Genomic DNA, 23,413 nt, shown 5'->3' on the forward strand with positions numbered 1-23,413 from the left:
TGGGCTAATCTAATTTGGTACTACATTCAGTATAAGGTGTATTCTTGCCTTTAATTAAAGAATTACTTAATTTTTTATTTGATGCTACTAATAAAGTTTCTTGTATATCTTCCCAATCTTCTTGAGAAACAAGTATAGCACTATTCCTTTTTCCTTTTATTAGGGTTGGTTGATGGTACAACGTAACCTCATCAATAAGCTTATCTATATGTTTAAATTCTTCACTTGTAACTAAATTGTGCATATGTTTTACCTGTTTTTATAATAAATAACTATATAGATTTCTGCCGTTTCTTTTTAGCCATAATTTAGCCGGTTGGTATTCGGGATAAATATCCTCAACTAGCTGCCAAAAATTTTTGCTATGGTTCATTTCCTTTAAATGTGCCATTTCATGAGCTACTAAATATTTTAGGACCTCATAAGGAGCAAAAACTATTCGCCAGTTAAAAGAAAGATTGCCGCAGCTAGAGCAGCTGCCCCATTTCGTAGTTACATTTTTCATTATTCTAATATTAGAATAAATTAAATTATGCTTTTTGGAAATGGTTTCTACTATAGCTTTTATTTCTGATAGTAATTTCTTTTTCAAAAATACTTCAATGCTAATTTTTTTAAGTACTTTGCTGCAATATACTTCCAATGCGTCATTTTGTAATTTTACCTGATTTTCAGGTGAATCAGTATGAATTATTTGATAATCTTTGCCTAAAATGGAAATCTTATTGTCTTCATTGGCAGGTTTAGCCATGTTACGGTGTAATTTTTGCCTAACCCAATGTTCTTTACTTAGCAAAAAATTATAACCCTTTTCAGCTTTTACCTTAAGGGGTAATACAAGCTCAGCCCCTTTATGTGTAATTCGGATAGTTATATTCTTAGCCTGAGTGCTTCTTCTGACTGTTACATTCTGAGGATCACCATATTTAGTTAAAGTAATAAGTTCCATTTTAGAATGCGATATATTTAGTTGGATCAACTGCTACTTTGCCTTTACGCATAGCTAGATACAGCTTATCTTCCACATGCCCGATTATGCTAGTTTTAGTAACCTTATCGCCTTTTTTAACTGATAAATCTTTTAAGCCGGCATAAGCTACTTCTAGATCATCTTTATCTAATTTAACGATTACTAAATTACCGAATTGTGCATTATTTCCTGAAAATATAACAGTTCCTGAGCCTATAGAATTAACACTGCTTTCTTCTAAAACAGCAATATCTATGCCTTTATTCTTCCCCTCTTTAAACTCGGTGACAATCTCGCCGTCCAGAGGTTTTTCAAAAATTAACTTTGTTATTTCTTCATCATGTTTTGTGGTAGGAATCACTACAGCATCATTATCATCTTCGGTAGTTTCTATTGCAGGCTCTTCTAAAGAGCCGCTTACTTCTAATTTAGGAGCTTCTTCTATAGTGCTACTAGTTATTATCCCCTCATCATTATCAATAACATTACCAGAATTACTAACGGTAATTCCTCTTTCTTTATACTCGATTGGGGCAGGAGGTTGATCAACGCAAGCAGTTAGAAAAAAGCATAATATAGTACTAAGTGTACACCGAATCAGTAGAGAATTAGCATACGAAGTTTTATTTGGAAAAGAGCAAGAAATTTGTAGCCCGAGGAACGGAGCGTACACACTTAGTACGTGAGTACCGAAGGAGCTGCAAAGATGACGTAGCCAATTTTTCAAATAAAACGAGTATGCAACAGGGTATTTCATATATTTAATAAGATTATTATATTGTGTTGGTCAATAAATTATACTTATTATATAATTCTTATCATTCATTTTCCATTAAAAAAATTAATTATGAAAACTTACGATATTGTTATAGCAAGTGATCACTCCGGTTATGAACTTAAATCCATAATTATCGAATATTTACAAAAAAAATCTTTGAGTGTTTACGATTGCGGAACACATAATACGCAATCCGTTGACTATCCTGATTATGCCAAAAAAGTAGTAAATAATATTATTGAAAAGCTCGTTCGCATTGGTATTTTAATCGGTGACACGGGCATTGGTATGTCGATTGCTGCTAATCGTAGTTCAGAAATAAGAGCGGCTTTATGTGTTAATGTGTCAACAGCTGAGAGTGCTAAAGCTCATAACGATGCTAATATTTTGGTGTTGGGTGCAAAAATCCTAGATCAAGGAGAGGTATTTAATATTATAGATAAATTTCTAGCTACTAAATTCGAGGGCGGTAGACATAGCGTTAGATTGTTGAAGATTAAATAATGATGAAAACTTGGTGTTATTTATTGTATTACTCTGTTATCTCGTGGTGACATTGTTGCGTAGATTAGTTTTTCCGTCATTGCGAGGAAATTACGAAGTAATTAACGAAGCAATCTAGTTAAAAAATGCTAATTTATAGCATTTTTTATTATTTTTTCTGGATTGCCACGCTCATTTCATTCGCTCGCAATGACGACTCTCGATCCACGCAACAATGACATATAATTCTTAATTTATTAAAAACATATTTTTATGCAAGCTCTAAATACAACTTATATTTTGCTCATCACAACAATAATGATTTTCTTATTCTGCTCTAATAAACGAGTCATGTATTCGGTTATGAGCATTACGGTCTTATCAGCTTTTTATCAAGGCATAATAAATATTATCGGGCTTGGTGCGTTAGCTGTTTTTTCTGCTATCACTTATACTTATTTCAATTTCCCACAGCTGAATAAAGTAATAAGAACATTATTATTTATATTAACCTCGGTTTGCTTTGCGGCATTTACTTTCCATAAAGTTCTTGGATTTTTTAACGTAATTGCGATTAGTAATTTACAATTATCTAAAGCTTCCATGCCATTTTCAATGTATTTGAATTTTGATAAGGTAATGCCGGCATTAATAATTTTTGCTATGAGTAATCTATATATTTCAGAAAAACAAGGAAGTAACGAAATAATAGACCTATTGGATAACGTAGCTAATAAAGAGGAATTTGTAGGAGACACGAAGCACAGCACCGCAGCGTACACATTAGTACGTGAGGATAAGGGGCTAGGATCGACACCCAAATTACCTTTAGAAGCAAGTTATGCAATAGGTCTAATTAAATATACATTATTTTCGCTATTGTCATGTATAGTAATAATTATAACTCTAGTATTAGTAAGCGGTTATGTTTTATTTGAGCCTAAACTTCCAGATATATTACTGATATGGATGATTAATAATTTCTTTTTTATCTGTTTTAGTGAAGAAGTATTTTTTAGGGGATTTATACAAAGAACTCTGCAAAATCTTTTACCGAAACAACAAATGTTAGCACTAGTTATAGCATCTTTAATATTCGGAGTGGCACATTTTCAAGGTGGTTTGACATATGTAATTCTAAGTAGCACTTGTGGATTTTTCTATGGCTATGCATACTATAAAACCAATAAAATATTATGCTCTATGATGGTTCATTTCGGTCTAAACCTGTCTCACTTATTACTATTTACTTATCCTGTTCTAATTTAAAAATTTATGAAAAGTAATCCAATACTTAATTTTATATTTGAAGTTTGTAAGCCTTTTAAATGGTTAATTTTAGGGCAATTTGCCGTTGCTATTATTTGGGCAATCGATATGAGTCTTCGCCCATATATATTAAAACTGATGCTTGATAAAATTCCATTATTAAATGCTGAAAATATAGTAAGTGAGTTATCAGGATTGATGATTTTTTATCTTAGCATGTCGTTAGTCATAATCCTTATGTGGAGGTTTTTAGATTATATCGGCATTAAATTATATTCGCCTATGCAGCGTTATATAGCAGATATTCTGATGGAGAAAATGATGCAACATTCGCAAAATTTATTTCAGAATCATTTTGCCGGCAATCTTGCTAATAAAGTAAAAGACGTAATGGGTAATATACCCGATTTACTATATGCGGTAATAAATCAGTTTTTTGGTAATTTTATAGCAATAATAATAGCCATTTTTACAGTCTCTACAATAAATTATAAATTTGGGATTTTATTAGGTATTTGGGTAGTTATCTTTACAATCTCTGCTGTTTGTTTTGCCAAACGTGCTAAGAAATTATCAGCAGAATCTTCGCAAATACGCTCAAAACTAGTCGGTTATATTGTCGATATTTTAAGCAATATTATCAGCGTGCATTTATTTGCTTCAAAAAAGATAGAGTCAAAAAGATTAAGCGGTCAACTTAATGAATATGTAAAAGCTAGCCAAAAACGTGACTGGTGGTTTTTATATATGTTTGCTTTTCAAGGCGTATTATTTGTTATCTATCAGATAATTGGTTTTATTCTCCTAATATCGGGCTTTAAGCAGGGAGTCGTTACTACTGGTGATTTTGCTCTGCTTATAACTCTTAATATTTCGATTATAGATATTTTATGGTCTTTATCTCGCGATATTTTAAAATTTTCTAGAGCAGTAGGTGAAACGAGGCAGGGGCTTGATATTGCTTTAACTCCGCTTGAAATAATTGACAAACCTAATGCCAAGAATTTGATAATTAAAAAGGGAGAGATAATTTTTAATAAAGTAAAATTCCAATATAAAAATACTACGCCGTTATTTCAAAATAAATCGTTAGTAATCAAGCCAGGAGGAAAAGTAGGACTGGTAGGTTATTCCGGAAGTGGCAAGACAACTTTTGTTAATTTGATCCTTAGAATGTATGATATAGCAGAAGGAAAAATAGCTATTGACGATCAAGATATTAAAGAAATTACGCGAGAGTCGCTACGTAATAATATAGGCGTAATACCGCAAGAAGCTTCACTTTTTCATCGCAGCCTTATGGAAAATATTAGATATGGTAGACCTGATGCTTCAGATGCAGAAGTAATAGAGGCTGCTAAAAAAGCTTATGCACATGAGTTTATTAAAAAATTATCCTTGGGCTATGAGTCGTTAGTTGGTGAGCGAGGTATCAAGCTATCAGGCGGACAAAGACAGAGAATAGCAATCGCTAGAGCTATCCTTAAAAATGCTCCAATTTTGATTTTAGATGAAGCCACTTCACAACTAGATTCTGTGACTGAGGAATATATTCAAAAAAGCTTATGGGATTTAATGCAGGGAAAAACAACTATAGTAATTGCCCACCGTTTATCAACGCTCTTGCATATGGATAGGATTATTGTTTTTGATAAAGGTAGAATTGTCGAAGACGGCAGCCATAACGAGCTACTAGATCGTAACGGGTTATATAAGACTTTATGGGACTCTCAAATTGGGGGCTTTTTGCCTGATAAAGAATTGTAAAGCTGTTGTGTAGCTTGAAAAGCATATATACCGCAGATACTTCAAAAGTTGGTAAGTCAAATAAGCGGTGAGTCTGCGGAGCGTACAGAAGTACGTAAGCAAAGACGAATCCCGAAATTTGGCTTGCCAAATCTTGAAGTATCAATGGTATACATCCAGCATAAATCGAGATAAATCAAGTTTTTTGTATTTTTTTACTGGATCCCGTGGACAAGCCTATAGTACCGGACAATTATTAAAAAAATGTTATATTTTATTCAGATGTAGGTGACTTTGTATGTCATTCCCGCGAAAGCGGGAATCCAGGAAAAAAAAAGTCTAAATACAGTAATTTTTTAGAATATAAAAGCTCGATTTATCTCGCTTTATGCTGGATTCCCGCCGTTGCTAAGAATGACATAGAATAATAACTGTCCGGTACTATTGGACAAGCCACGGGAGGCATTGTCACGTGGATCGAAAAGCACTTTCGATGTCATCTAGTTGCTTGACCACGGCATCCAAAAAATAATAAAAAATACTAATTTTATTAGTATTTTTAACTGGATCCCGCTACAAGCTCGCGGGATGACAACTGGAAAACTGATTCACGCAACAATGCCGCTACGGGATGACACCAAGAATGTTTTTCGATTTATGCAATAATAATTCTTTACTTCCCAGCTCTTTTACGATCATTGGGGTCGAGTAGAGCTTTACGTAAGCGGATAGATTTCGGTGTTACCTCAACTCGCTCATCATCCTGTATATAGCTGATTGCTTGCTCTAAAGTTAAAAGCATTGGTGGGGTTAATTTAATAGCCTCATCTTTACCGGATGCTCTGACGTTGCTTAGCTGTTTAGCCTTAAGCGGATTTACCTCCAAATCGTTATCACGGCTATGTTCACCGATAATCATCCCTCTATATACTTTGTCACCTGGATTGATAAACATTTTTCCCCTATCTTCCAGATTCCATAAAGCGTAAGCAACAGCGTCACCATCGCCGTTAGAGATAAGTACGCCCTTAGTCCTCCCTTCGATAGTGCCTTTATAATCAGCATAGCCATGGAAAATACGGTTCATGATACCAGTACCACGAGTTTCAGTTAAGAATTGGCTGTGATAACCAATTAAACCTCTTGATGGACCGATAAAGGTAACACGGCTTTTGCCGCCACCTGATGGTCTCATATCGGTCATTTCGCATTTTCTAAGCGATAAGGAGCTTACGACCACACCAACATAATCATCGTCAACGTCAACTTGGATTTCTTCCATAGGTTCTTGTTTATTGCCGTTTTCGCCTGTTTGGAATAATACTTCTGGTCTACTGATTGATAATTCAAAGCCTTCACGACGCATAGTCTCGATTAAGATACCAAGCTGTAATTCTCCACGTCCTGCAACTTGGAAAGCGTTTGATCCAGGTGCTTCGGTTACTTTAAGGGCTACGTTACTCTCAAGCTCACGCATCAATCTGCTGCCAATTAAGCTTGATGTAACTTTCGTACCCTCTTTACCTGCAAGTGGTGAGTCATTAACGCTAAAGGTCATAGATAGGGTTGGTGGATCAATCGGTAGTGATGGCAGTGCCTCAGTTACTTCAGGTGCACATATCGTATCGGCAACGTTAGCATTTTCAGCACCAGCAATGGCGATAATATCACCGGCTGTAGCCTCATCTATAGCGATTCTCTCGAGTCCTCTAAAGGCTAATATTTTAGTGATTCGCCCATTTTCAAGTACTTTATTTTCACGGTTTAGTACTTTAATATTTTGGTTAACCTTAACGCTACCGCTTTGTACTCTACCGGTTAAAATTCTACCGAAGAAAGGGTTGAATTCTCTAGTAGTAACAAGCATAGAAAAAGGTGCTTTAGCATCAGCTATAGGAGCGTGTACATGCTTTACTATTAGGTCAAATAAAGGTGCAAGATCATCTGCTAAATTGTCTAAAGGATTTATCGTTTCATCAAAATTTAATGAAGCTCTTCCTGCTCTACCTGAAGCATAAACTATTTTATCTATGAAATTAAGCTGATCATCATTTGCTTCTAACGCTACAAATAGCTCGTATACTTCATCAATAACTTTATTTATTCTTTGGTCATCTCTATCGATCTTATTGATAACAACGATAGGTTTTAAACCAAGCTTTAAGGCTTTAGAAAGCACAAATTTTGTTTGTGGCATTGGTCCTTCTGATGCATCAACAAGTAGCATAACGCCGTCAACCATGCTAAGTATGCGTTCTACTTCACCGCCAAAGTCAGCGTGTCCTGGTGTGTCTACTATATTGATACGTACATCACCCCACATAAGGGCAGTACATTTTGCAAGTATGGTAATCCCACGTTCACGCTCAAGGTCGTTAGAGTCCATAGCACGTTCGGCTACTTGTTGGTTAGCTCTAAAAGTGCCACTTTGTTTAAGCATGTTGTCAACAAGCGTGGTTTTCCCATGATCAACGTGGGCAATAATTGCTATATTACGAATAGATGTCATCTTTAAAAATTCTCACAAGTTTACAATAGTTTTCTGCATTATATACCAAAATAGCAAAAATTGGAATAAACTTCTTGTAAAACTCATGAATTCAATTTAAAGAACAATATATATTAACTTTTACAATTCCATTTATGAAGCAAAAAAAACTATTATGTCTTGATGTTGACGGAACAATATTTTTCAAGAGTTTACATAATTACCTTGGTGAGAAATTAACTATAGATCATAAATTTGGAATATCTATCACCGAAAAACTAAAAATACAGTATACAGATGAGTTTTTGAGAAATCCGTCTTTAGGTTGGAGGAATGAAAAAAGACTAGTAACTTTAATAAAAAAGGCTTGGTTATCTGAGTATGAGGTGGCTTTAGTATCATTTAACGATTACCCACAAGCAGTAGAATATGCTATGACAAAAATACTTAAAGAAGATGTGGAAAAGCTACATATAGTGTCTTATTTGCCAGAAGCTCTAAAGCAATATTATATGGTTCATCCTGTTTGTGACAAACAGAAGCATATAGAAGAAGCTATGCAAAAAGTAGGAGTAACAAATCCGGCAAATGTATTATTAATTGAAGATACATTATATAATGTAGAGGCTGCAAAGAAAGCTGGAATGAAAGCTGTATTAATAGAGTCGAAAGATACAAGTTTTAAGATTGCTTTTGACGCTTTAAGGGAGCTTAATAAAATTCATATGGTTGATAATGTTAACTTGGAAGAACCTTTGACAGAACCAGAGCTTGAAGATAGTAATAGTGATAAGGATGTTAGTATGGGCGATGATCAAGGAAGTTATAAATCTGATGATGGAGAATGGCAGCAGGATGTGCCAATGTTAGCAGAACATTCAGACTAGACAAATCATATTATGTTATTTATTCTTGATTAGTGGAGTGTTTTAGATTATTCGTTATTGCGAGGAGAAACTGTAAGTTTCGACGTGGCAATCTCAGGAGGTTTATATTGCTTTATGAGATTGCCGCGTCGATGCGTTGCATCTCCTCGCAATGACAATAACGGTCTATTTAATAAAAACAGAGTTATATCGTGCAGTATAGATTATTAGGGTTGCTTTTAATAATAAGTTTTTCATATTTTGCTCAAGCAGAGTTGCCAAATAAAGAAGATAATTTTAAAGTTAGAGTGGCTATTGTTGATGTTCAATCGATTTTAGAAGGGTCAATGGCTATAAAAAATTTGCGTAATAAAGTTGAAAAAATTAATCAAAAAATTCAAGAAGATATTAACACAAAAGAAGCAGAATTTAAGCCTATGGAAGAAAGCGTGATGAAAGAACGTTCTTCTTTAAGTGAAGATGAGTTTGAAAAGAAAGTAAGCGAATTTTATGAAAAAGTTACTGAAGTAAAAAAAGAAATTCAGAGTAAAAAAGCAAGACTTGAGCAAGCTCATGCTGAAGCTATGAGTAAAATTCATGAATTAACGATTACAATAATTAGTGAGCTTGCAGAAAAATATAGCGTTAATTTAGTCATTCCAAGTGCTCAAATTTTATATGCAAAAGATAATTTAAATATAACTTCTGAAGTAACTTTTATATTGAATGAGAGATTAAAAGAAGTCCAAATCAATTATAATTATTAATAAGTATCAATATGGCAGAATTTACACCGATTACAATTGCATATGGGGATGGTATAGGTCCTGAAATAATGGAAGTCGTGCTTTATATATTACGTAAAGCTGAAGCACGAATCCGTTTAGAAACTATAGAAGTAGGGGAAAAACTCTATGTAAAGCATTATAGTTCAGGTATAAGTGAACAAAGTTGGGAGTCGATAGAACGCACGGGAATTATACTTAAAGCTCCGATTACTACGCCGCAAGGAGGAGGATATAAAAGCCTAAATGTTACGATTCGTAAAACATTACAACTTTTTGCTAATATTCGCCCCTCTGTTTCGTTTCATCCTTTTACTAAAACTCAGCATCCAAATCTAAACCTAACTATCATACGTGAGAATGAGGAAGATTTATATGCCGGTATAGAATACCGCCAGACGCATAATATGTATGAATCAGTTAAGCTTATTAGCCGTACCGGTTGCGAGAAAATTATCAGATATGCCTTTGAGTATGCAGTAAAAAATAACCGCAAAAAAGTTACTTGTTTAAGTAAGGATAATATCATGAAATTTTCCGATGGGATTTTTCATAAAGTATTTAATGAAATTGCCAAAGAATATCCGCAAATCAATAATGAACATTATATTATCGATATCGGCACTGCAAGGCTTGCGACTAAACCGGAAATATTTGATGTTATCGTAACTTCTAATTTGTATGGTGATATTATTTCTGACGTAGCAGCTGAAATTTCAGGTTCGGTAGGCTTAGCTGGTTCTGCCAATATCGGAGAGCATTATGCAATGTTTGAAGCAGTACACGGAAGTGCTCCTGATATTGCAAGTCAAGACATCGCAAACCCATCAGGGCTATTAAATGCTGCTATAATGATGTTAGTGCATATAGGGCAGGGTGATATTGCCACTCTAATCGAAAATGCTTGGAAGAAGACTATAGAAGATGGCATGCATACAGCAGATATATATAATAAAGACCATTCTACTAAAAAGGTCGGCACAAAAGAATTCGCCGAGGAAGTAGTAAAAAGGCTAGGTCAGAAGCCAGAGAAATTAGCTAAAGCAGATTATCCGTTAGTTACTAAAAAGCAGGAAAGTAATACCACATATAAAATCAACACTAAAGAATCGAAAAAATTAGTCGGCACGGATATATTTGTAAATATGAATGTCGCTTCTGCTCATGATATAGCTGATAAGGTAAATAAGCTTGATCTCGGTAATTTTGAGCTGAAAACAATCTCTTCTAAAGGACTGAAATTATGGCCTCGTGATACAAGATTCGAGACCATATCCGATCATTGGTGTTGTCGTTTTATGGCTAAAGACGGAAAAGAATTAAAGCATTTAGATATAACAAAATTACTTGAGACCTTAAGCAAAGCAAATATCGACTTTATCAAAGTAGAAAATCTTTTTGAGTTTGATGGTAAAGCTGGATATAGCTTAGCCCAAGGGGAATAAGGGTTCTCAAAATGTCATCCTGCGACTTGTCCAGCACCGTCATTGCGAGCGAATGAAATGAGCGTGGCAATCTCATGAAGTAAGACTCCTGAGATTGCCGCGTCAAGGCTTTGCCTTTCCTCGCAATGACGGAAAAACTTAAACACATAAATAATAATATATGCACAACATCACCTCCTCATTTCCAGTTGCTAGCTCAGCTTCAGAAATTCTTGAGTTAATAAAAAATATCCCCGCCGAGGCATTAATTTTTCTAGATGTAGACGATACTATTATAACACCGAAATCAGTTACTTTTAGAAAACCGCCCTATAATCAAATGCTTGATAGAATTAAGGCAAACAAAAGTAATTATGATAATTTTGAAGAGATTGTCAGTAATTGGCGTTTGCAGCGGAAAGTGATACTGATTGATGAAGAATGGGTGCAGGTTTTAAATACTCTTAAAAAAAATTATTTCGTTTATGCCCTTACACAGATGAGTACAGGGAAATTTGGCAATATTCCATCCATGCAAGAATGGCGATATGAAGAATTAAAAAGTTTAGGTATAGAATTTTCTGACAATGAAAAATTGGCAATTTTTAGTCCAGCTAAAAAAGATGAGGCAGTTTTTTATAAAGGAATATTTATAACAGGTAACCATTCAAAAAGTGGTACTTTAGCCAAATTTTCTAAAGAGCTACAAGCTAGTTTTATCGTGTTTGTTGATGATCGCAAAAATCATATAGAAGATATGCAAAATTATTGCGAAAAGAATAATATCGGCTTTTTAGGTATTTTGTTTGAGGGACTTAAAAATTTATCAGGGGAGCCTGATCCAAAACTTGCCAAGTTTCAAGAGCAATATTTGATAGAAAATGCTGAATGGCTTGAGGATAATGAAGCTCATAAGCTTATGGCAGAGAGTAGTTAGGTTATTCATGCATAGGTCTTGTTCCAACCCTGTCATCCCGTGGTGGATGAATAAAATTAAAAGAGATAATAAAATGAGTGTAGTTTATAAGGTGGAAAATTTGGAAGATGCACGAGATTTTTTATCTTCTGCACAAGGTGAGTATATATTAACAAATTCTGAAAGCAGTGTAAAATATTATGGTATGTTAGTAGTTGATCATATGCTTGAAACTTTACAAAAAGAATTTCCTAAAAAAGTTATAGATGTTATTGTGGATATTGATGATGACCATGCAGCTTTGTTTACTGCAATGAAACTAAATTATAAAAATATAGTATATACGGGTAACTCAGACGAGGCGAAGAAACAGCTGTATCTGTCATCCCACGACTTGATCGCGGGATCTTATAACCTGTAATAAAAGACCCCGTGGTCAAGCCACGGGGTGACATTAAGTAATAAAAAAACCATGAACATAAAAGATATAGGAGTAATAATTGCTAAAAAACCATTAAAGGAAAATACGTTTATTATTACAGTTTTTACCAAAAATCATGGTTTATATTCAGGTGTTGCAAAAGAATCTTCGAAAAAAAGCAAGTTTATATATCAAGAAGGTAATGTAGTAGATTTTTTATGGCAAGCAAGACTTCATGAACATATCGGAATTGCCAAATGCGAGCTTGTCAAATCTTATACCGGTCATTTTATTATAAATAAAGCTAAGCTATATGCTTTTAATTCCGTCATATCTTTAATCAAAGAGTTATTTCACGAAAGAGAAGAGCATTATAATTTTTTCTCATTGCTAATAAACTATCTGGATAATCTAGCAAAAAATTTTTGTTTTCATGATTATATTAATTTTGAGCTAGCACTGCTTGCTGAAATGGGCTATGAACTTGACTTTACTAAATGCGGTGTTAGCAATACTACACAAGATTTAGCTTATCTATCACCTAAATCAGGCAGAGCTGTATCATATGAGGTAGGAACACCTTATAAAGATAAATTATTACCTTTGCCAAAATTTCTGCTATCTGGTAATGACAAAATTACCTTAGAAGAAAAAAGGCAAGCTTTAAGCTTAACAAGTTACTTCTTTAATAGATATTTATTCCATAATCACAGACAGCTTGAGATAAGACAAGTTTTTGTAGAATATATACTTGTTGCTACTACTGCTTAAGAGCTGCTTGCTTGGATCAGCTCCATTTCTGTCATGCCGTGGCTTGGGAACTAGATCCAGAAAATAATAAAAAATACTAATTTTATTAGTATTTTTTAACTAGATTGCTTCGTCAATTATTTGATAATTTCCTCGCAATGACGAGACTTTTTTAAAACTGTCCGGTACTATAGAATAAATCACAATTTACAATAAATTAACGTACTCTACCAGTTGCTGGGCTTTTTTGTAATGAATCACTAACTGCTGCCCCAAAATCCTTTACACTTGTAGCAAGCTTACCATTGGCTATAGCAGAATTTACAGCTGCACTAACAGTAACTTTTATTACTTCACATCCAGCAAGTACAACTCCCCATGCAGCTTTCAAAATCTTATTTTCACCTACAAAACCATGCAATTTTTCTTGTGCTTTTTCTGCTTGATCAGTTACAAACTTTTGTAACTTACCAAGCGGAGTATTTTTTTCTAAATGTTCAGCTAAATTTTTTATAGGTGACGAGATAATTTCATCAATATTATTTTTGACATTTTCAGTATGATTTTTGAATTCTTCACTAATAATATTAAAATCTTTCATAGCATTTAAAAGAGCTTTGTTTGTTGGATCTTTACTTATTGCTTTTTTTAAACTCTCTATTATTTTATCAAAATTATTATTAACTTCTGTTAATTTTATCCCGATATCATTAAATTTTATTTCTTCTTTATTTTGTTTTTCGGGTTCTTGTCCCCCTATAGTAATTTCTCTTACCATTTTTTTACTCCAAAATTATTTACTTAAAGATAATTAAGATTTCAGAAATGTCAACAATACTCTTTATAAACTTTTTGACTTTAATAACAAAATATTTGTACTAAGTAACGGGGCAAATACATTTTTGACTTCGTTTAATAATGCTTTATTGCTTATATCTTTATTTAATTCTTTACGCACTATATCAAATATCTCTCCTAAGCTTCTTTCCTCTGCCATATATTTAAATATGTATTTAGTATTAGCTAATATCGACATTGAGATATTAACATTATTTAATACGCCATTATTAATAGTAAAATTAATAACATTACTTATTGTTGAAGCATTAGATTCTAGATACTCATAAATTTGTTTAGCAAAATTAGTGATATTATAGAAATAAGGCACATTATCAAGATCATCAAGTGATGCTACACTATCTTTTTGATTTGATATATAAAAAGAGTGTTTAGTAATATTACCAGTAAGTATTTCACAAATTGCTTCTTGAGCTACTTTATCCATTTTCTTAATTTTTTGCAAAAGGGATGAATCTTTTATATAATTTTCTGGTTTTAATAAAACTTTCTCAATCGGATCAAGATAATCAACAAAATTTAAACTGGCATTTTCTACAAGTTTATATAACTCAGGAATAGAATAGGCTTTATCTCGTTTATGCAAAAACATGTCATAAACTTCAGCTTCACTCAAATTTTTATAATTTGAAAATAATTCCCAACCTCTTTTATGCCAATTGGTAGCAGGCAAATTATCTAAAATTAATTTTCCGTTTATCACCTCTTCGACACGGTTTTTAGCATCTTTATTCACCATATTCATTAAATCTTGAATCTGATAAACACCGGTACGACCATATTTTGCGTATACCATCAAACCCATACCACCTTCTGGCTTTAAAGAATCCTTTAGATTTTTTAATCCCATATCGGGATTTGCTAAATGATTAAGTGCATCGGTACAATTTATGTAATCAAATTTTCCAAGTTTTAGATTAGGTATATTTAATATAGAATCGTTAACCCATTTGATGTTTTTAAGACCACGTATTTCAGCACGTTTTTGTGCTACTTCCATACTAGACTTGTTTAAATCCAAATATATTATCTCGGCATTTTTATTTTTCAGCTGATCTGCAAGATAAATAGCCGAATCACCTGTACCGCCACCAGCTATTAGACATCTAAAATCATTATCAAAATTTTCTTTACCTTTATATAAAAAATGATTTAACTCTCCTAAAAACTCACCGCAAACATTAAGTAAACGTTCTTTTTCTTGATTTGGATCTCTAAATGGATGGGGATAGTTTTGATAATGCTCTTCGACTTTGGCTAAATCTTTTGAAATTTTTGTAGAAGCATCTTTTATTTTTTTAAAATTGCTTATAAACATCATTTTTAAGTTATTATTACATCTTTTATAATTAACTGAATAGTATAATTATTTTGCCAATTATTTGTCTTTAATGTTCCTAATACTGAAATATTATGTGCTTTAGGACTAAGTAATACCTCTTCAAATGAAGTACCTAACGAATTAAAAGCAATAGCTTGTAATGCTTTACTACTGGAACTTTTTTTATTCGGAGCAAACAAGCATCTAATATGCTTACTTCCCACTATATCCGCTTTTAATACAAATAAATTATCAAATTTAAATATAGGTTCATAATTACCTTGACCAAAAGGCTCCAAAGTACTTAATTCCTCCATTAAAGGTAAGCGGACGCTACTAAGACTTAAATCAAGATCATATTCTGCTTGCTTATAATTTTCTAGTCTATTTAGACTAATTCTAAAAGCGTTATTTAAAAATTCTTGTAATTCTTGTATTTTTTCGGCAACTACTGTAAAACCTGCTGCCATGGCGTGTCCTCCGCCTGTAATTAGTAAATTTTTGACTTTAGCATTAATAATCTCAGCACCAAAATCAATACCTAAAATAGAGCGACATGATGCTTTACCAATTCCGTCATTTAGGGCTATAACTGCTACCGGCTTATCAAACTTCTCTTTAAGTCTTCCTGCAACAATACCTATAACACCGGGATGCCATCCTTCTTTAACAATAAATAATAAACTATTATCTTGCTGTGTCTTAGCCATTTCCATTGCTTCTTCTATCATCAGCATTTCAATGACTTTACGTTCATTATTATGCTTCTCAAGCTCCTCAGCTAATTTAAGAGCTTCATTAGAGCAATTGGTAGATAATAGATTAGCACCTAAACTTGATTTTCCTACTCTACCGCCAGCATTAATACGCGGGCCTAAAATAAAACCTAAATGATAACATTTTGGGATTTCATTAAGCCCTGCCATATCATATAACGTTTTAATGCCGATATTTTGCCTTTGATGCATTATTTTTAAGCCGCTCGATACAAAAGCACGGTTTAACCCAATAAGCTTTACCATATCGCACACAGTACCAAGAGCCACCAAATCCAAATATTTCATCAAATTAGGCGGAAGAGTTTTCTCAAAATAATTTTGCTTCTTTAAATCTGATAATATCCCAGTTGCAAATAAAAAAGCAACCCCTACAGCTGCAAGATGTTTACATTCACTTGTCTCATCAACACGATTCGGATTCACTATAGCTACCGCTTCAGGTAATATTTCAGTAGCTATATGATGATCAATAACGATTACGTCAAGCCCTGCATCCTTTGCGTATTTCAAGGCTTCATGAGCCATCGCACCACAATCAACTGTTATTAATAATTCAGTGCCGTTATCTTTAATTTTTTGCATAGCAGAAGGAGTAGGACCGTACCCTTCAGCTATACGATCAGGGACATAAATATCACAAACAATATTTAAATCTTTGAAAACATTTTTAAGTAATGCTGACGAAGTAGCACCATCGACGTCATAATCGGCAAATATACATATTTTTTGCTTATTTAAGATAGCTTTAATAGCTCTATCTACTGCCTTTTGCATATCAAGTAGATGGAAAGGATCAGGAAGCAAATTCTTGATTTTCGGCATTAAAAAATCTTCTGCCTTAGCTATATCATCAATCCTTAAAGATATCATTCTAGCAAGCAAATCACTGATTTTAAAACTACGGCATAATTCTATGACTATCTCCTCGTTAACGCTTCTACGCTGCCATATTTTACCATTTATAGATGCTTGCGATTTCATTAATTACCTAAATTGTTTAAACGTTTTCATATGATGTTAGGTAATTATACAACAAAAATCATCATTTTTACCCATACAATCAAACGTACCACAATCACTTTCCTTTTCTGAATCTAAAATTTTTGTTTGACTATTATTATCACTATCCTTGTGCTCTTTTAATGAGTCTGTATCAGCAGTGATACTAATTATTTCTAAATCTTCATCATTATACTTATCTTTTTTATTTAACAAGTTTAATTCATTACTATTTAAACTGTTATTAGAATCAGCTTTTTCTATTCTTACATTTCCAATTGACACGCTAGACATTCTACCTTGAGGATCATATGTATATATCGTTATATCATTTTCATCTTTATCCATACTTCACCTCTTATAGATTTGTTCTATTTTTCATATAATTTTAGAACTAAATTCTTGACTCATTCCAGCTAAAATTAAATGGCTTTCCTCTTCCATGTCTAAATAGTTTATATTTAGACAATTATCATTTTTTATTTTTTGTTCTCTTAAGTGCTTCTTATAAGCATTAATATCTCCTTTACCATCTTTATCAATAAATCCAGCTTTCTTTGCTGATTTCTCTTCTCTATAACCCGCATAGGCTGATAAAAGTTCTTCTTTATTATCAGAATTTTTAAAACCAAGTTTTTCTGCTTTAAACTGTAATCTTCTAATTTCTAATCTTTCTTTTGCTAACTCTTTGCTTGTTTTATTCTGAGATTCTTTCAATAGTTTACGTTTACCCATATGAACCCTTTATATATCTGAAAGCTTCTTAGCCTCATCATTTGCAATTAAAGCCTCAATAAATTCATCTAACTGTCCGTTAATTACCTCATCTATTTTATAAAGAGTAAGATTTATTCGATGATCCGATACACGTCCTTGTGGAAAATTATAAGTACGTATACGCTCCGAACGATCCCCAGAGCCTATTTGCTCACGTCTATTATTGGCTCTTTCTTGATCTTTTTTCCTACGTTCTTCTTCATATATTCTAGCACGTAAGATCTTTAATGCTTTAGCTTTGTTTTTATGTTGGGATTTTTCATCTTGTAGTGCTACAGTAATACCGGTAGGTATATGTGTTATTCGGACAGCAGAATCAGTTGTATTAACGTGCTGCCCTCCTGCTCCTGAAGCTCTATAAGTATCAATTCTTAAATCTTTTTCCTCAAGTTTAATATCAACATCTTCTACTTCAGGAAGTACAGCAACAGTAGCGGCTGAGGTATGAATACGCCCCTGCGATTCAGTTTCCGGAACACGCTGCACTCTATGGACTCCTGATTCAAATTTGAGCTTAGAGAATACATCTTTACCTTTTATAGATGCTGAAACTTCTTTGTATCCCCCTATGCCTGTCTCATCAATAGATAATATCTCAAAACGCCAGCCCTTTAATTCAGCATATCTTTGATACATATTAAACAGCTTAGCAGCAAAAAGTGCTGCCTCTTCACCGCCTGTGCCTGCTCTAATTTCAATAATAGCACTTTTACTATCCGCTTCATCTTTTGGCAGTAATGCTATTTTTACGGAACGCTCAAGAGTTGGCAACGAATCTTCAAGATTGCGTATTTCTTCCTCAATCATTTCTAGAGTTGCCTTATCTAAACTAGGATCTTGCTTAAAATTATTTGCTTCTTCAAGTTCAGCTTTAGCTTTGTTATATTCTTTAATTTTTTGGACAATATCTTCAAGGTCAGCATATTCCTTGGAAGCTTTAACAAACTCCTCTCCTCCTATTCCTGAGGATAGTTTTTCACTTAAATCCTCATATTTACCTAAAATTTTTGTCAGATTGTCCGAAAAGCTTGAAATGTTCATATTATTTTATTCGTGATTTATTTGTGGTGAGGTATCGTCATTGCGAACGACCGCAGGGAGTGCGGCAATCTCATGAAACAATATTAGGACTTCTGAGATTGCTTCGTCGAAACTTTCAGTTTCTTCTCGCAATGACGGTGAATGAGATTACAACAATAATAGGGCAGGGCTTTCTATAAACCTCTTAAACGCAGCTAAAAATTCTGCTCCAACTGCTCCATCTACTACTCTGTGGTCAGCAGAAAGAGTTACGTCCATAATTGTTGATATACTTATTTGATCATTTTTGACTATAGCACGTTTTGAGCTACTGCCAACGCCCATTATACAACTTTGCGGCGGGTTAATTATAGCATTGAAATTTTTAATACCATACATACCAAGATTTGAAATAGTAAACCCTCCGCCTTGGAATTCTTCGGGAGTTAGTTTATTTTCTCTAGCTTTCTTGATTAACCCTTTCATTTCACTAGACAGCTCTACAATATTTTTCTGGTTAGCATTTCTAATTATCGGAGTAACAAGTCCATTTTCAATTGCTACCGCTACTGAAATATCAACATTATTGTAGTATCTAATAGCATCATCCCCCCACGATGCATTAGCGTTCGGCACTTCTTGCAAAGCTTTAGCAACAGCTAGGATAATAAAGTCATTAACTGATATTTTTGCTGATTTATCATCACCAAAAGACTTATTAATATCTTCTCTTATATCTAGTAACTTATCAACATTAAATTCTATTGATAAATAAAAATGTGGAACTGTTTGTTTTGATTCAAGAAGACGCTTAGCTATAATTTTACGTATATTGTTATTAGGTGCTAAACGATATTCTTCAGGATTTCTACTAACTATTTTATTATTTAAGGTTTTTGAGCCGCCTTTATGCGATAATACATCTTGTTTGATTATTCTGCCATGCGGTCCACTACCTTTAATTTCTTCAAGTTTCACATTTTGGATTTTTGCAAGTCTTTTAGCAAGCGGTGAAGCAAATACCTTAATATTGTTTTGATTTGAAGCGGTTGCGATATTTTCTTCCTTAACGTTCTGAGGAGCTATAGTTTCAGCAGGTTTCGATATTTCTTCTTTTTTAGGTGAGTTACTGTTGTTTTTCGCTATAAATTCTTCAATTTCGGATGATTCTTCCCCCTCTTCGATTAATACCGCTATTAACGAATTCACAGGCACGTTCTGACTACCTTGAGGAATAATTATTTTAGCAAGAGTACCCTCATCTACTGCCTCTACTTCCATAGTTGCTTTATCGGTTTCGATTTCAGCGATTACTTCTCCGGGATTGATTTTATCCCCTTCTTTTTTTAACCACCTTGCTAAATTCCCTTCCGTCATAGTTGGAGATAAAGCAGGCATTAAAATTTTGATTGGCATAATTTGTTATAGTTTTGATTTTTTATTAGTATTTTTGGTTTATAGTAAATCAACATCGTCATTGCGAGGAGATGCGTAGCAGAGGGCGAAGGCAATCTCAGGAGGCTTAATAAGATTGCCGCGTCGGTTATTAAAATAACCTCCTCGCAATGACGTATTACATTACACACTTATTGTCAGGGCTAACTATCATTATCATTTGTTTGCCTGCCATTTTAGCTTGCTGATCGATCTTAGCAAGTCCCTCTAATCCTACTTCTATACGTTTAAATAATTCCTCACCAACATCCTTATGAAGAATTTCTCTACCTTTAAACCATAAAGAGATTTTTACTTTATCACCATCTTTTAGAAATTCTTTTATTTTCCTTAGTTTAGTTTCAAAGTCACCTATACTAATATTAGGTTTGAATTTCATTTCTTTAAGTACGACTATTTTTTGCTTTTTACGTGCTTCATGCAAACGCTTTTTGCTTTCGTACTTAAATTTACCGAAATCTAAAATTTTACATACAGGAGGCTCAGCATTAGGCGATATCTCAACCAAATCAAGACCGACTCTTTCAGCCATATCAAGTGCTTGCCTAATATTTACGATGCCATGCATCTCACCATTTTCGCCTACTAAACGAACCTCTCTAGCTCTGATTTCTCTATTAGCTTTAGGAAAATTATTTTTAGAAATAAAACTACTCCGTCTTATGTTGTTTCATATTGCATTTAACTTATTTTACTCTAAATTACAAGTAAATAAAATATTTTATCTTTATTTTTATATATTCTATTAAAAAAATGGGAAAGATATAATTAAACAAATACCGAATACCAATACAGCAACAATACCAAATATTGTTAGACAAATTCTAGTTAATTTAGCAACTTTTTCCTTTATTTTTAAATTTTGTAATTCTATCTCATGTTTATGAGCTTGCTCTTTTTGTGCCATATTCACTAACTTTTCTAAAGTACCTGGATAAATATTTTCATATTCGGTAACTGTATCAATTGGCAGCAATATATGCTCAAACTTTTTACGATAAAAATTTTTATCTATTTCATTAGAATGAAAACTCTTAGCATAGCCCTTGTTTAATCTATTATTTTTTGTAAAAAAACTTTTAGTCTCTTTCATATTCTCTTATTATTTTTTGAAACGTATATGCTAAATTATCTCTTACTATCTCAAAATAGTCAAACAATGCTACTTCTTTCTTTTGTTCTATATTGTTGCTTGTTTTGAATATAGTTTTTAATTCATTAAAAATCACTTTTATAAAGCTTTGTTTCATTATTATATTAAATGTGAATTTATAAAATCTTTGTCAGGTATTAGCGGTTCGCCTCTAAAATTTATAGCATTATTAAATTTATTGCAACAAGTTATAAAATTTTTATCACATCCTGATATAATTTTTACTTCTCTAGCATCCTTAGCATAATCAGGTATAACATCTTCTAATATAACTAAATCACCGAAACTACTTAAAACTTTACTACTAAAGTTATTATCACAAAATATAATTTGACCACCGTTATAATAGCCATTTTCTTGATCTAAATTTTCTATTCTTAAACTTTCTTTTAGAATTTCTTTAATCTTATAGACTCCACTATATAAGTTTTTATCTATTTTGCATTTATTATCCCCAAAACTCACTCTGTATGTTTTACTATATCTATTAATTATAGTTTGGTTATATTTTATTGTTTCAGGCTTTAAATGCATTTTAAAGTTCAAATCATATTTTGTATATAAAGTGCAATAATATGTAATAAAATGCTCAAAAACACCATTATTATATAATATTATTTTAACAGCAGCATTATTTAAATTCATTTCTGCCGTGATGCCTTTTTCTTCAAAAATACCCTCAATAATTACTTGATTTTGTGCGGAATCATTAAATTCTGCTTCTTTCAAATCTAAACCGGAATTCGGTAAAAAAATTATATCTTCATTTTTTATAATATGATCGTTACCCGTTAGATTTAATTCCTTACCATTTGCTAACTTAATTTGAAAGCAATAAGCAAAATTTTCTAACTTTGTAATTATCTTTTTAATTAAAATACTCATACTATTACTTCCATCAATTCTATATCTGATAACTCTATAGAGCCATCACTACAATAAGAATACTCAAAGCTATCTACACTAAATCTAACTGCTAAATCGAAAACAAAATCTGCTGTTAAAATTTCATCCTGATTTAAAGGGTTTGGTAAAGTTATAGCTCCGTCATTATAATCTATTACTCCCATAGTTCTGATATTATTAATATATAATGTAACGCTGTTATTAACAGGCTTAGTAATTACTCTTTCATATGGCAAAATAGGATCAGCATATATTTTCTTTAGCTGAAATTTATTTAAGTTACCACCCCCTTTGGCAATAATCCCTTCAGTCACTTTATAATCAGCATAGTCTCTAAATCTAAAAGCAAAGTTACTACCCCGCCTTGCTTTGAAGAAACTATTAAATTGCTCAAATTCAGCTGCACTTAGTTTAGCGTTTTTAATTAAATATTTCTGACAAACATTTTTGCGGTCTAAATGCCTTGCTTCTCTACCGGATTTAGTCATAACATGAGAGGTAGCAAATTCAGGCTTTCCAACCGCAAAGCTCTCGATAAATTCCGGCATACGGATATCATGAAAATTCATAAAATACCTAAATTACTATTCAAAAAGCACTAAATCATTTTTAATCAAAGAACGAAAATCTTCGTTCATATCTATATTCCATCTTTTTATATCTATATGTATTGACACATCAGACTCGTCTAGTGCTTCCTTAATTTCAAACAACACTTCATAATTAATATTATCCATAATACAAAGGTCAAGATCGGAAAATTTTTTTGCCTTACCCTTAACTCTTGAGCCGTAAGCATAAAATTTATAAGGATATTTCTTAAGTATAGAACGTAATATTAACAAATCTTGCTTTTTAATCTGAACCACTATATTTCTCCAAATTATTTATAAGCTCATTTAAAGCATCAGAAAAATCATCAAAAATGTTAATTACTAGTTCTAAATTTTTTTCATTATAAGTATGAACTGTAATATTACGAATCTCTATAAACTTAAACCATCTTGTTGGATCTGAAATCAAACCACTAACCGCTGCTTCACGAAATACATCCTTTAAAATATAAGGGGTTTTACCGGATTTTTCACAAAAGCGTTTCATTGTTTTCCAAGCTAATTCATAACAAAATTCAAAGGCTTTAATGCTACCGGCTTTATTCTGTTCGGTCTCTAGATGTTTACGGAATTCTTCAAATTTATTCCTTGATTTTAATAAGCTACTTATATCTAGCCCTGCGATTAAATGCATT

The 23,413-nt window shown here is 32.8% G+C and carries 27 protein-coding genes and 1 pseudogene; 10 read left to right on the top strand and 18 right to left on the bottom strand.

From position 1 onward, the window contains the following. Positions 1-4 precede the first annotated feature (4 nt). The 3 genes from AAGD49_RS01365 to AAGD49_RS01375 are packed head-to-tail and all read right to left on the bottom strand — an operon-like array spanning position 5 to position 1,727. Positions 5-244: a type II toxin-antitoxin system prevent-host-death family antitoxin gene (locus AAGD49_RS01365; protein ID WP_341788827.1), complete on the bottom strand. Its 240-nt coding sequence runs from the start codon at positions 242-244 to the stop codon at positions 5-7. Positions 245-259: 15 nt separating this feature from the next. Then, positions 260-949, bottom strand: coding sequence for a M48 family metallopeptidase (locus AAGD49_RS01370; RefSeq protein WP_341788828.1), 690 nt, complete (start codon positions 947-949; stop codon positions 260-262). Between the two features lies 1 nt (position 950). Further along, the gene (locus AAGD49_RS01375; RefSeq protein WP_410525914.1) at positions 951-1,727 is read right to left on the bottom strand and encodes a murein hydrolase activator EnvC family protein; all 777 of its coding nucleotides are present in this window, start codon (positions 1,725-1,727) and stop codon (positions 951-953) included. A 90-nt stretch (positions 1,728-1,817) separates the two neighbouring features. On the opposite strand from AAGD49_RS01375, the gene rpiB reads away from it, so the two are divergent. From rpiB to AAGD49_RS01400, 4 genes and pseudogenes are all read left to right on the top strand, one after another. Continuing rightward, positions 1,818-2,252 (top strand): ribose 5-phosphate isomerase B, encoded by a 435-nt coding sequence (gene rpiB, locus AAGD49_RS01385; protein ID WP_341788831.1) that lies wholly within the window; start codon positions 1,818-1,820, stop codon positions 2,250-2,252. A gap of 342 nt (positions 2,253-2,594) precedes the next feature. Further along, positions 2,595-3,500: a type II CAAX prenyl endopeptidase Rce1 family protein gene (locus AAGD49_RS01390; RefSeq protein ID WP_341788832.1), complete on the top strand. Its 906-nt coding sequence runs from the start codon at positions 2,595-2,597 to the stop codon at positions 3,498-3,500. Between the two features lie 6 nt (positions 3,501-3,506). Beyond that, complete coding sequence (locus AAGD49_RS01395; protein WP_341788833.1) at positions 3,507-5,267, top strand: ABC transporter ATP-binding protein; 1,761 nt, start codon at positions 3,507-3,509, stop codon at positions 5,265-5,267. A gap of 26 nt (positions 5,268-5,293) precedes the next feature. Next, positions 5,294-5,420, top strand: a pseudogene (locus AAGD49_RS01400) (palindromic element RPE5 domain-containing protein); the annotation flags it as partial. 499 nt (positions 5,421-5,919) lie between these two features. Here the strand turns inward: AAGD49_RS01400 and typA are convergent. Further along, a complete protein-coding gene (typA, locus tag AAGD49_RS01405) occupies positions 5,920-7,755 on the bottom strand; it encodes a translational GTPase TypA (RefSeq protein WP_341788834.1) in 1,836 nt (611 codons plus the stop codon). A 134-nt stretch (positions 7,756-7,889) separates the two neighbouring features. On the opposite strand from typA, the gene AAGD49_RS01410 reads away from it, so the two are divergent. The 6 genes from AAGD49_RS01410 (at position 7,890) to recO (ending at position 12,917) form a co-directional block, all read left to right on the top strand. Continuing rightward, positions 7,890-8,621 (top strand): hypothetical protein, encoded by a 732-nt coding sequence (locus AAGD49_RS01410; RefSeq protein ID WP_341788835.1) that lies wholly within the window; start codon positions 7,890-7,892, stop codon positions 8,619-8,621. Positions 8,622-8,812: 191 nt separating this feature from the next. Continuing rightward, the gene (locus AAGD49_RS01415) at positions 8,813-9,367 is read left to right on the top strand and encodes an OmpH family outer membrane protein (protein ID WP_341788836.1); all 555 of its coding nucleotides are present in this window, start codon (positions 8,813-8,815) and stop codon (positions 9,365-9,367) included. An 11-nt stretch (positions 9,368-9,378) separates the two neighbouring features. After that, positions 9,379-10,830: an NADP-dependent isocitrate dehydrogenase gene (locus tag AAGD49_RS01420; RefSeq protein ID WP_341788837.1), complete on the top strand. Its 1,452-nt coding sequence runs from the start codon at positions 9,379-9,381 to the stop codon at positions 10,828-10,830. 160 nt (positions 10,831-10,990) lie between these two features. Then, positions 10,991-11,746 carry a DUF2608 domain-containing protein gene (locus tag AAGD49_RS01425; RefSeq protein WP_341788838.1) on the top strand — a complete coding sequence of 252 codons (756 nt, stop codon included), beginning with the start codon at positions 10,991-10,993 and terminating at the stop codon, positions 11,744-11,746. Positions 11,747-11,819: 73 nt separating this feature from the next. Continuing rightward, positions 11,820-12,146, top strand: a complete 327-nt coding sequence (locus AAGD49_RS01430; RefSeq protein ID WP_341789261.1) for a hypothetical protein — start codon at positions 11,820-11,822, stop codon at positions 12,144-12,146. Between the two features lie 51 nt (positions 12,147-12,197). After that, positions 12,198-12,917, top strand: a complete 720-nt coding sequence (gene recO, locus AAGD49_RS01435; RefSeq protein WP_341788839.1) for a DNA repair protein RecO — start codon at positions 12,198-12,200, stop codon at positions 12,915-12,917. A gap of 196 nt (positions 12,918-13,113) precedes the next feature. Here recO and AAGD49_RS01440 read toward each other — a convergent pair whose 3' ends face one another. The 14 genes from AAGD49_RS01440 to AAGD49_RS01505 form a co-directional block, all read right to left on the bottom strand. Then, positions 13,114-13,674, bottom strand: a complete 561-nt coding sequence (locus AAGD49_RS01440; protein WP_341788840.1) for a hypothetical protein — start codon at positions 13,672-13,674, stop codon at positions 13,114-13,116. A gap of 63 nt (positions 13,675-13,737) precedes the next feature. After that, positions 13,738-15,072, bottom strand: coding sequence for a class I SAM-dependent methyltransferase (locus AAGD49_RS01445; protein ID WP_410525925.1), 1,335 nt, complete (start codon positions 15,070-15,072; stop codon positions 13,738-13,740). Positions 15,073-15,077: 5 nt separating this feature from the next. Then, on the bottom strand, positions 15,078-16,835 hold the full coding sequence (gene recJ / locus AAGD49_RS01450) for a single-stranded-DNA-specific exonuclease RecJ (protein ID WP_341788841.1): 1,758 nt from the start codon (positions 16,833-16,835) through the stop codon (positions 15,078-15,080). A 36-nt stretch (positions 16,836-16,871) separates the two neighbouring features. Continuing rightward, positions 16,872-17,201, bottom strand: a complete 330-nt coding sequence (locus AAGD49_RS01455) for a hypothetical protein (RefSeq protein WP_341788842.1) — start codon at positions 17,199-17,201, stop codon at positions 16,872-16,874. Between the two features lie 30 nt (positions 17,202-17,231). After that, a complete protein-coding gene (locus AAGD49_RS01460) occupies positions 17,232-17,588 on the bottom strand; it encodes a hypothetical protein (protein ID WP_341788843.1) in 357 nt (118 codons plus the stop codon). Positions 17,589-17,597: 9 nt separating this feature from the next. Beyond that, complete coding sequence (prfA, locus tag AAGD49_RS01465) at positions 17,598-18,671, bottom strand: peptide chain release factor 1 (protein WP_341788844.1); 1,074 nt, start codon at positions 18,669-18,671, stop codon at positions 17,598-17,600. Positions 18,672-18,818: 147 nt separating this feature from the next. After that, a complete protein-coding gene (locus AAGD49_RS01470; RefSeq protein WP_341788845.1) occupies positions 18,819-20,066 on the bottom strand; it encodes a pyruvate dehydrogenase complex dihydrolipoamide acetyltransferase in 1,248 nt (415 codons plus the stop codon). 157 nt (positions 20,067-20,223) lie between these two features. Beyond that, positions 20,224-20,769 carry a translation initiation factor IF-3 gene (gene infC / locus AAGD49_RS01475; RefSeq protein WP_341789263.1) on the bottom strand — a complete coding sequence of 182 codons (546 nt, stop codon included), beginning with the start codon at positions 20,767-20,769 and terminating at the stop codon, positions 20,224-20,226. 81 nt (positions 20,770-20,850) lie between these two features. Next, positions 20,851-21,198, bottom strand: coding sequence for a DUF2335 domain-containing protein (locus tag AAGD49_RS01480; RefSeq protein ID WP_341788846.1), 348 nt, complete (start codon positions 21,196-21,198; stop codon positions 20,851-20,853). Then, positions 21,185-21,355 carry a hypothetical protein gene (locus AAGD49_RS01485; RefSeq protein ID WP_341788847.1) on the bottom strand — a complete coding sequence of 57 codons (171 nt, stop codon included), beginning with the start codon at positions 21,353-21,355 and terminating at the stop codon, positions 21,185-21,187. The genes AAGD49_RS01480 and AAGD49_RS01485 overlap by 14 nt, the downstream gene beginning before the upstream one ends. Before the next feature lie 2 nt (positions 21,356-21,357). Further along, positions 21,358-22,143, bottom strand: a complete 786-nt coding sequence (locus AAGD49_RS01490) for a DUF2163 domain-containing protein (protein WP_341788848.1) — start codon at positions 22,141-22,143, stop codon at positions 21,358-21,360. Continuing rightward, a complete protein-coding gene (locus AAGD49_RS01495) occupies positions 22,140-22,733 on the bottom strand; it encodes a TIGR02217 family protein (protein ID WP_341788849.1) in 594 nt (197 codons plus the stop codon). Before AAGD49_RS01495 ends, AAGD49_RS01490 begins: the two co-directional genes overlap by 4 nt. A gap of 15 nt (positions 22,734-22,748) precedes the next feature. Continuing rightward, positions 22,749-23,033 carry a nucleotidyltransferase domain-containing protein gene (locus tag AAGD49_RS01500; RefSeq protein WP_341788850.1) on the bottom strand — a complete coding sequence of 95 codons (285 nt, stop codon included), beginning with the start codon at positions 23,031-23,033 and terminating at the stop codon, positions 22,749-22,751. After that, the gene (locus AAGD49_RS01505; protein WP_341788851.1) at positions 23,020-23,412 is read right to left on the bottom strand and encodes an HI0074 family nucleotidyltransferase substrate-binding subunit; all 393 of its coding nucleotides are present in this window, start codon (positions 23,410-23,412) and stop codon (positions 23,020-23,022) included. The genes AAGD49_RS01500 and AAGD49_RS01505 overlap by 14 nt, the downstream gene beginning before the upstream one ends. Position 23,413: the final 1 nt, after the last annotated feature.

The organism is Rickettsia endosymbiont of Lasioglossum villosulum, from assembly GCF_964026455.1.
Lineage (GTDB): Bacteria > Pseudomonadota > Alphaproteobacteria > Rickettsiales > Rickettsiaceae > Rickettsia.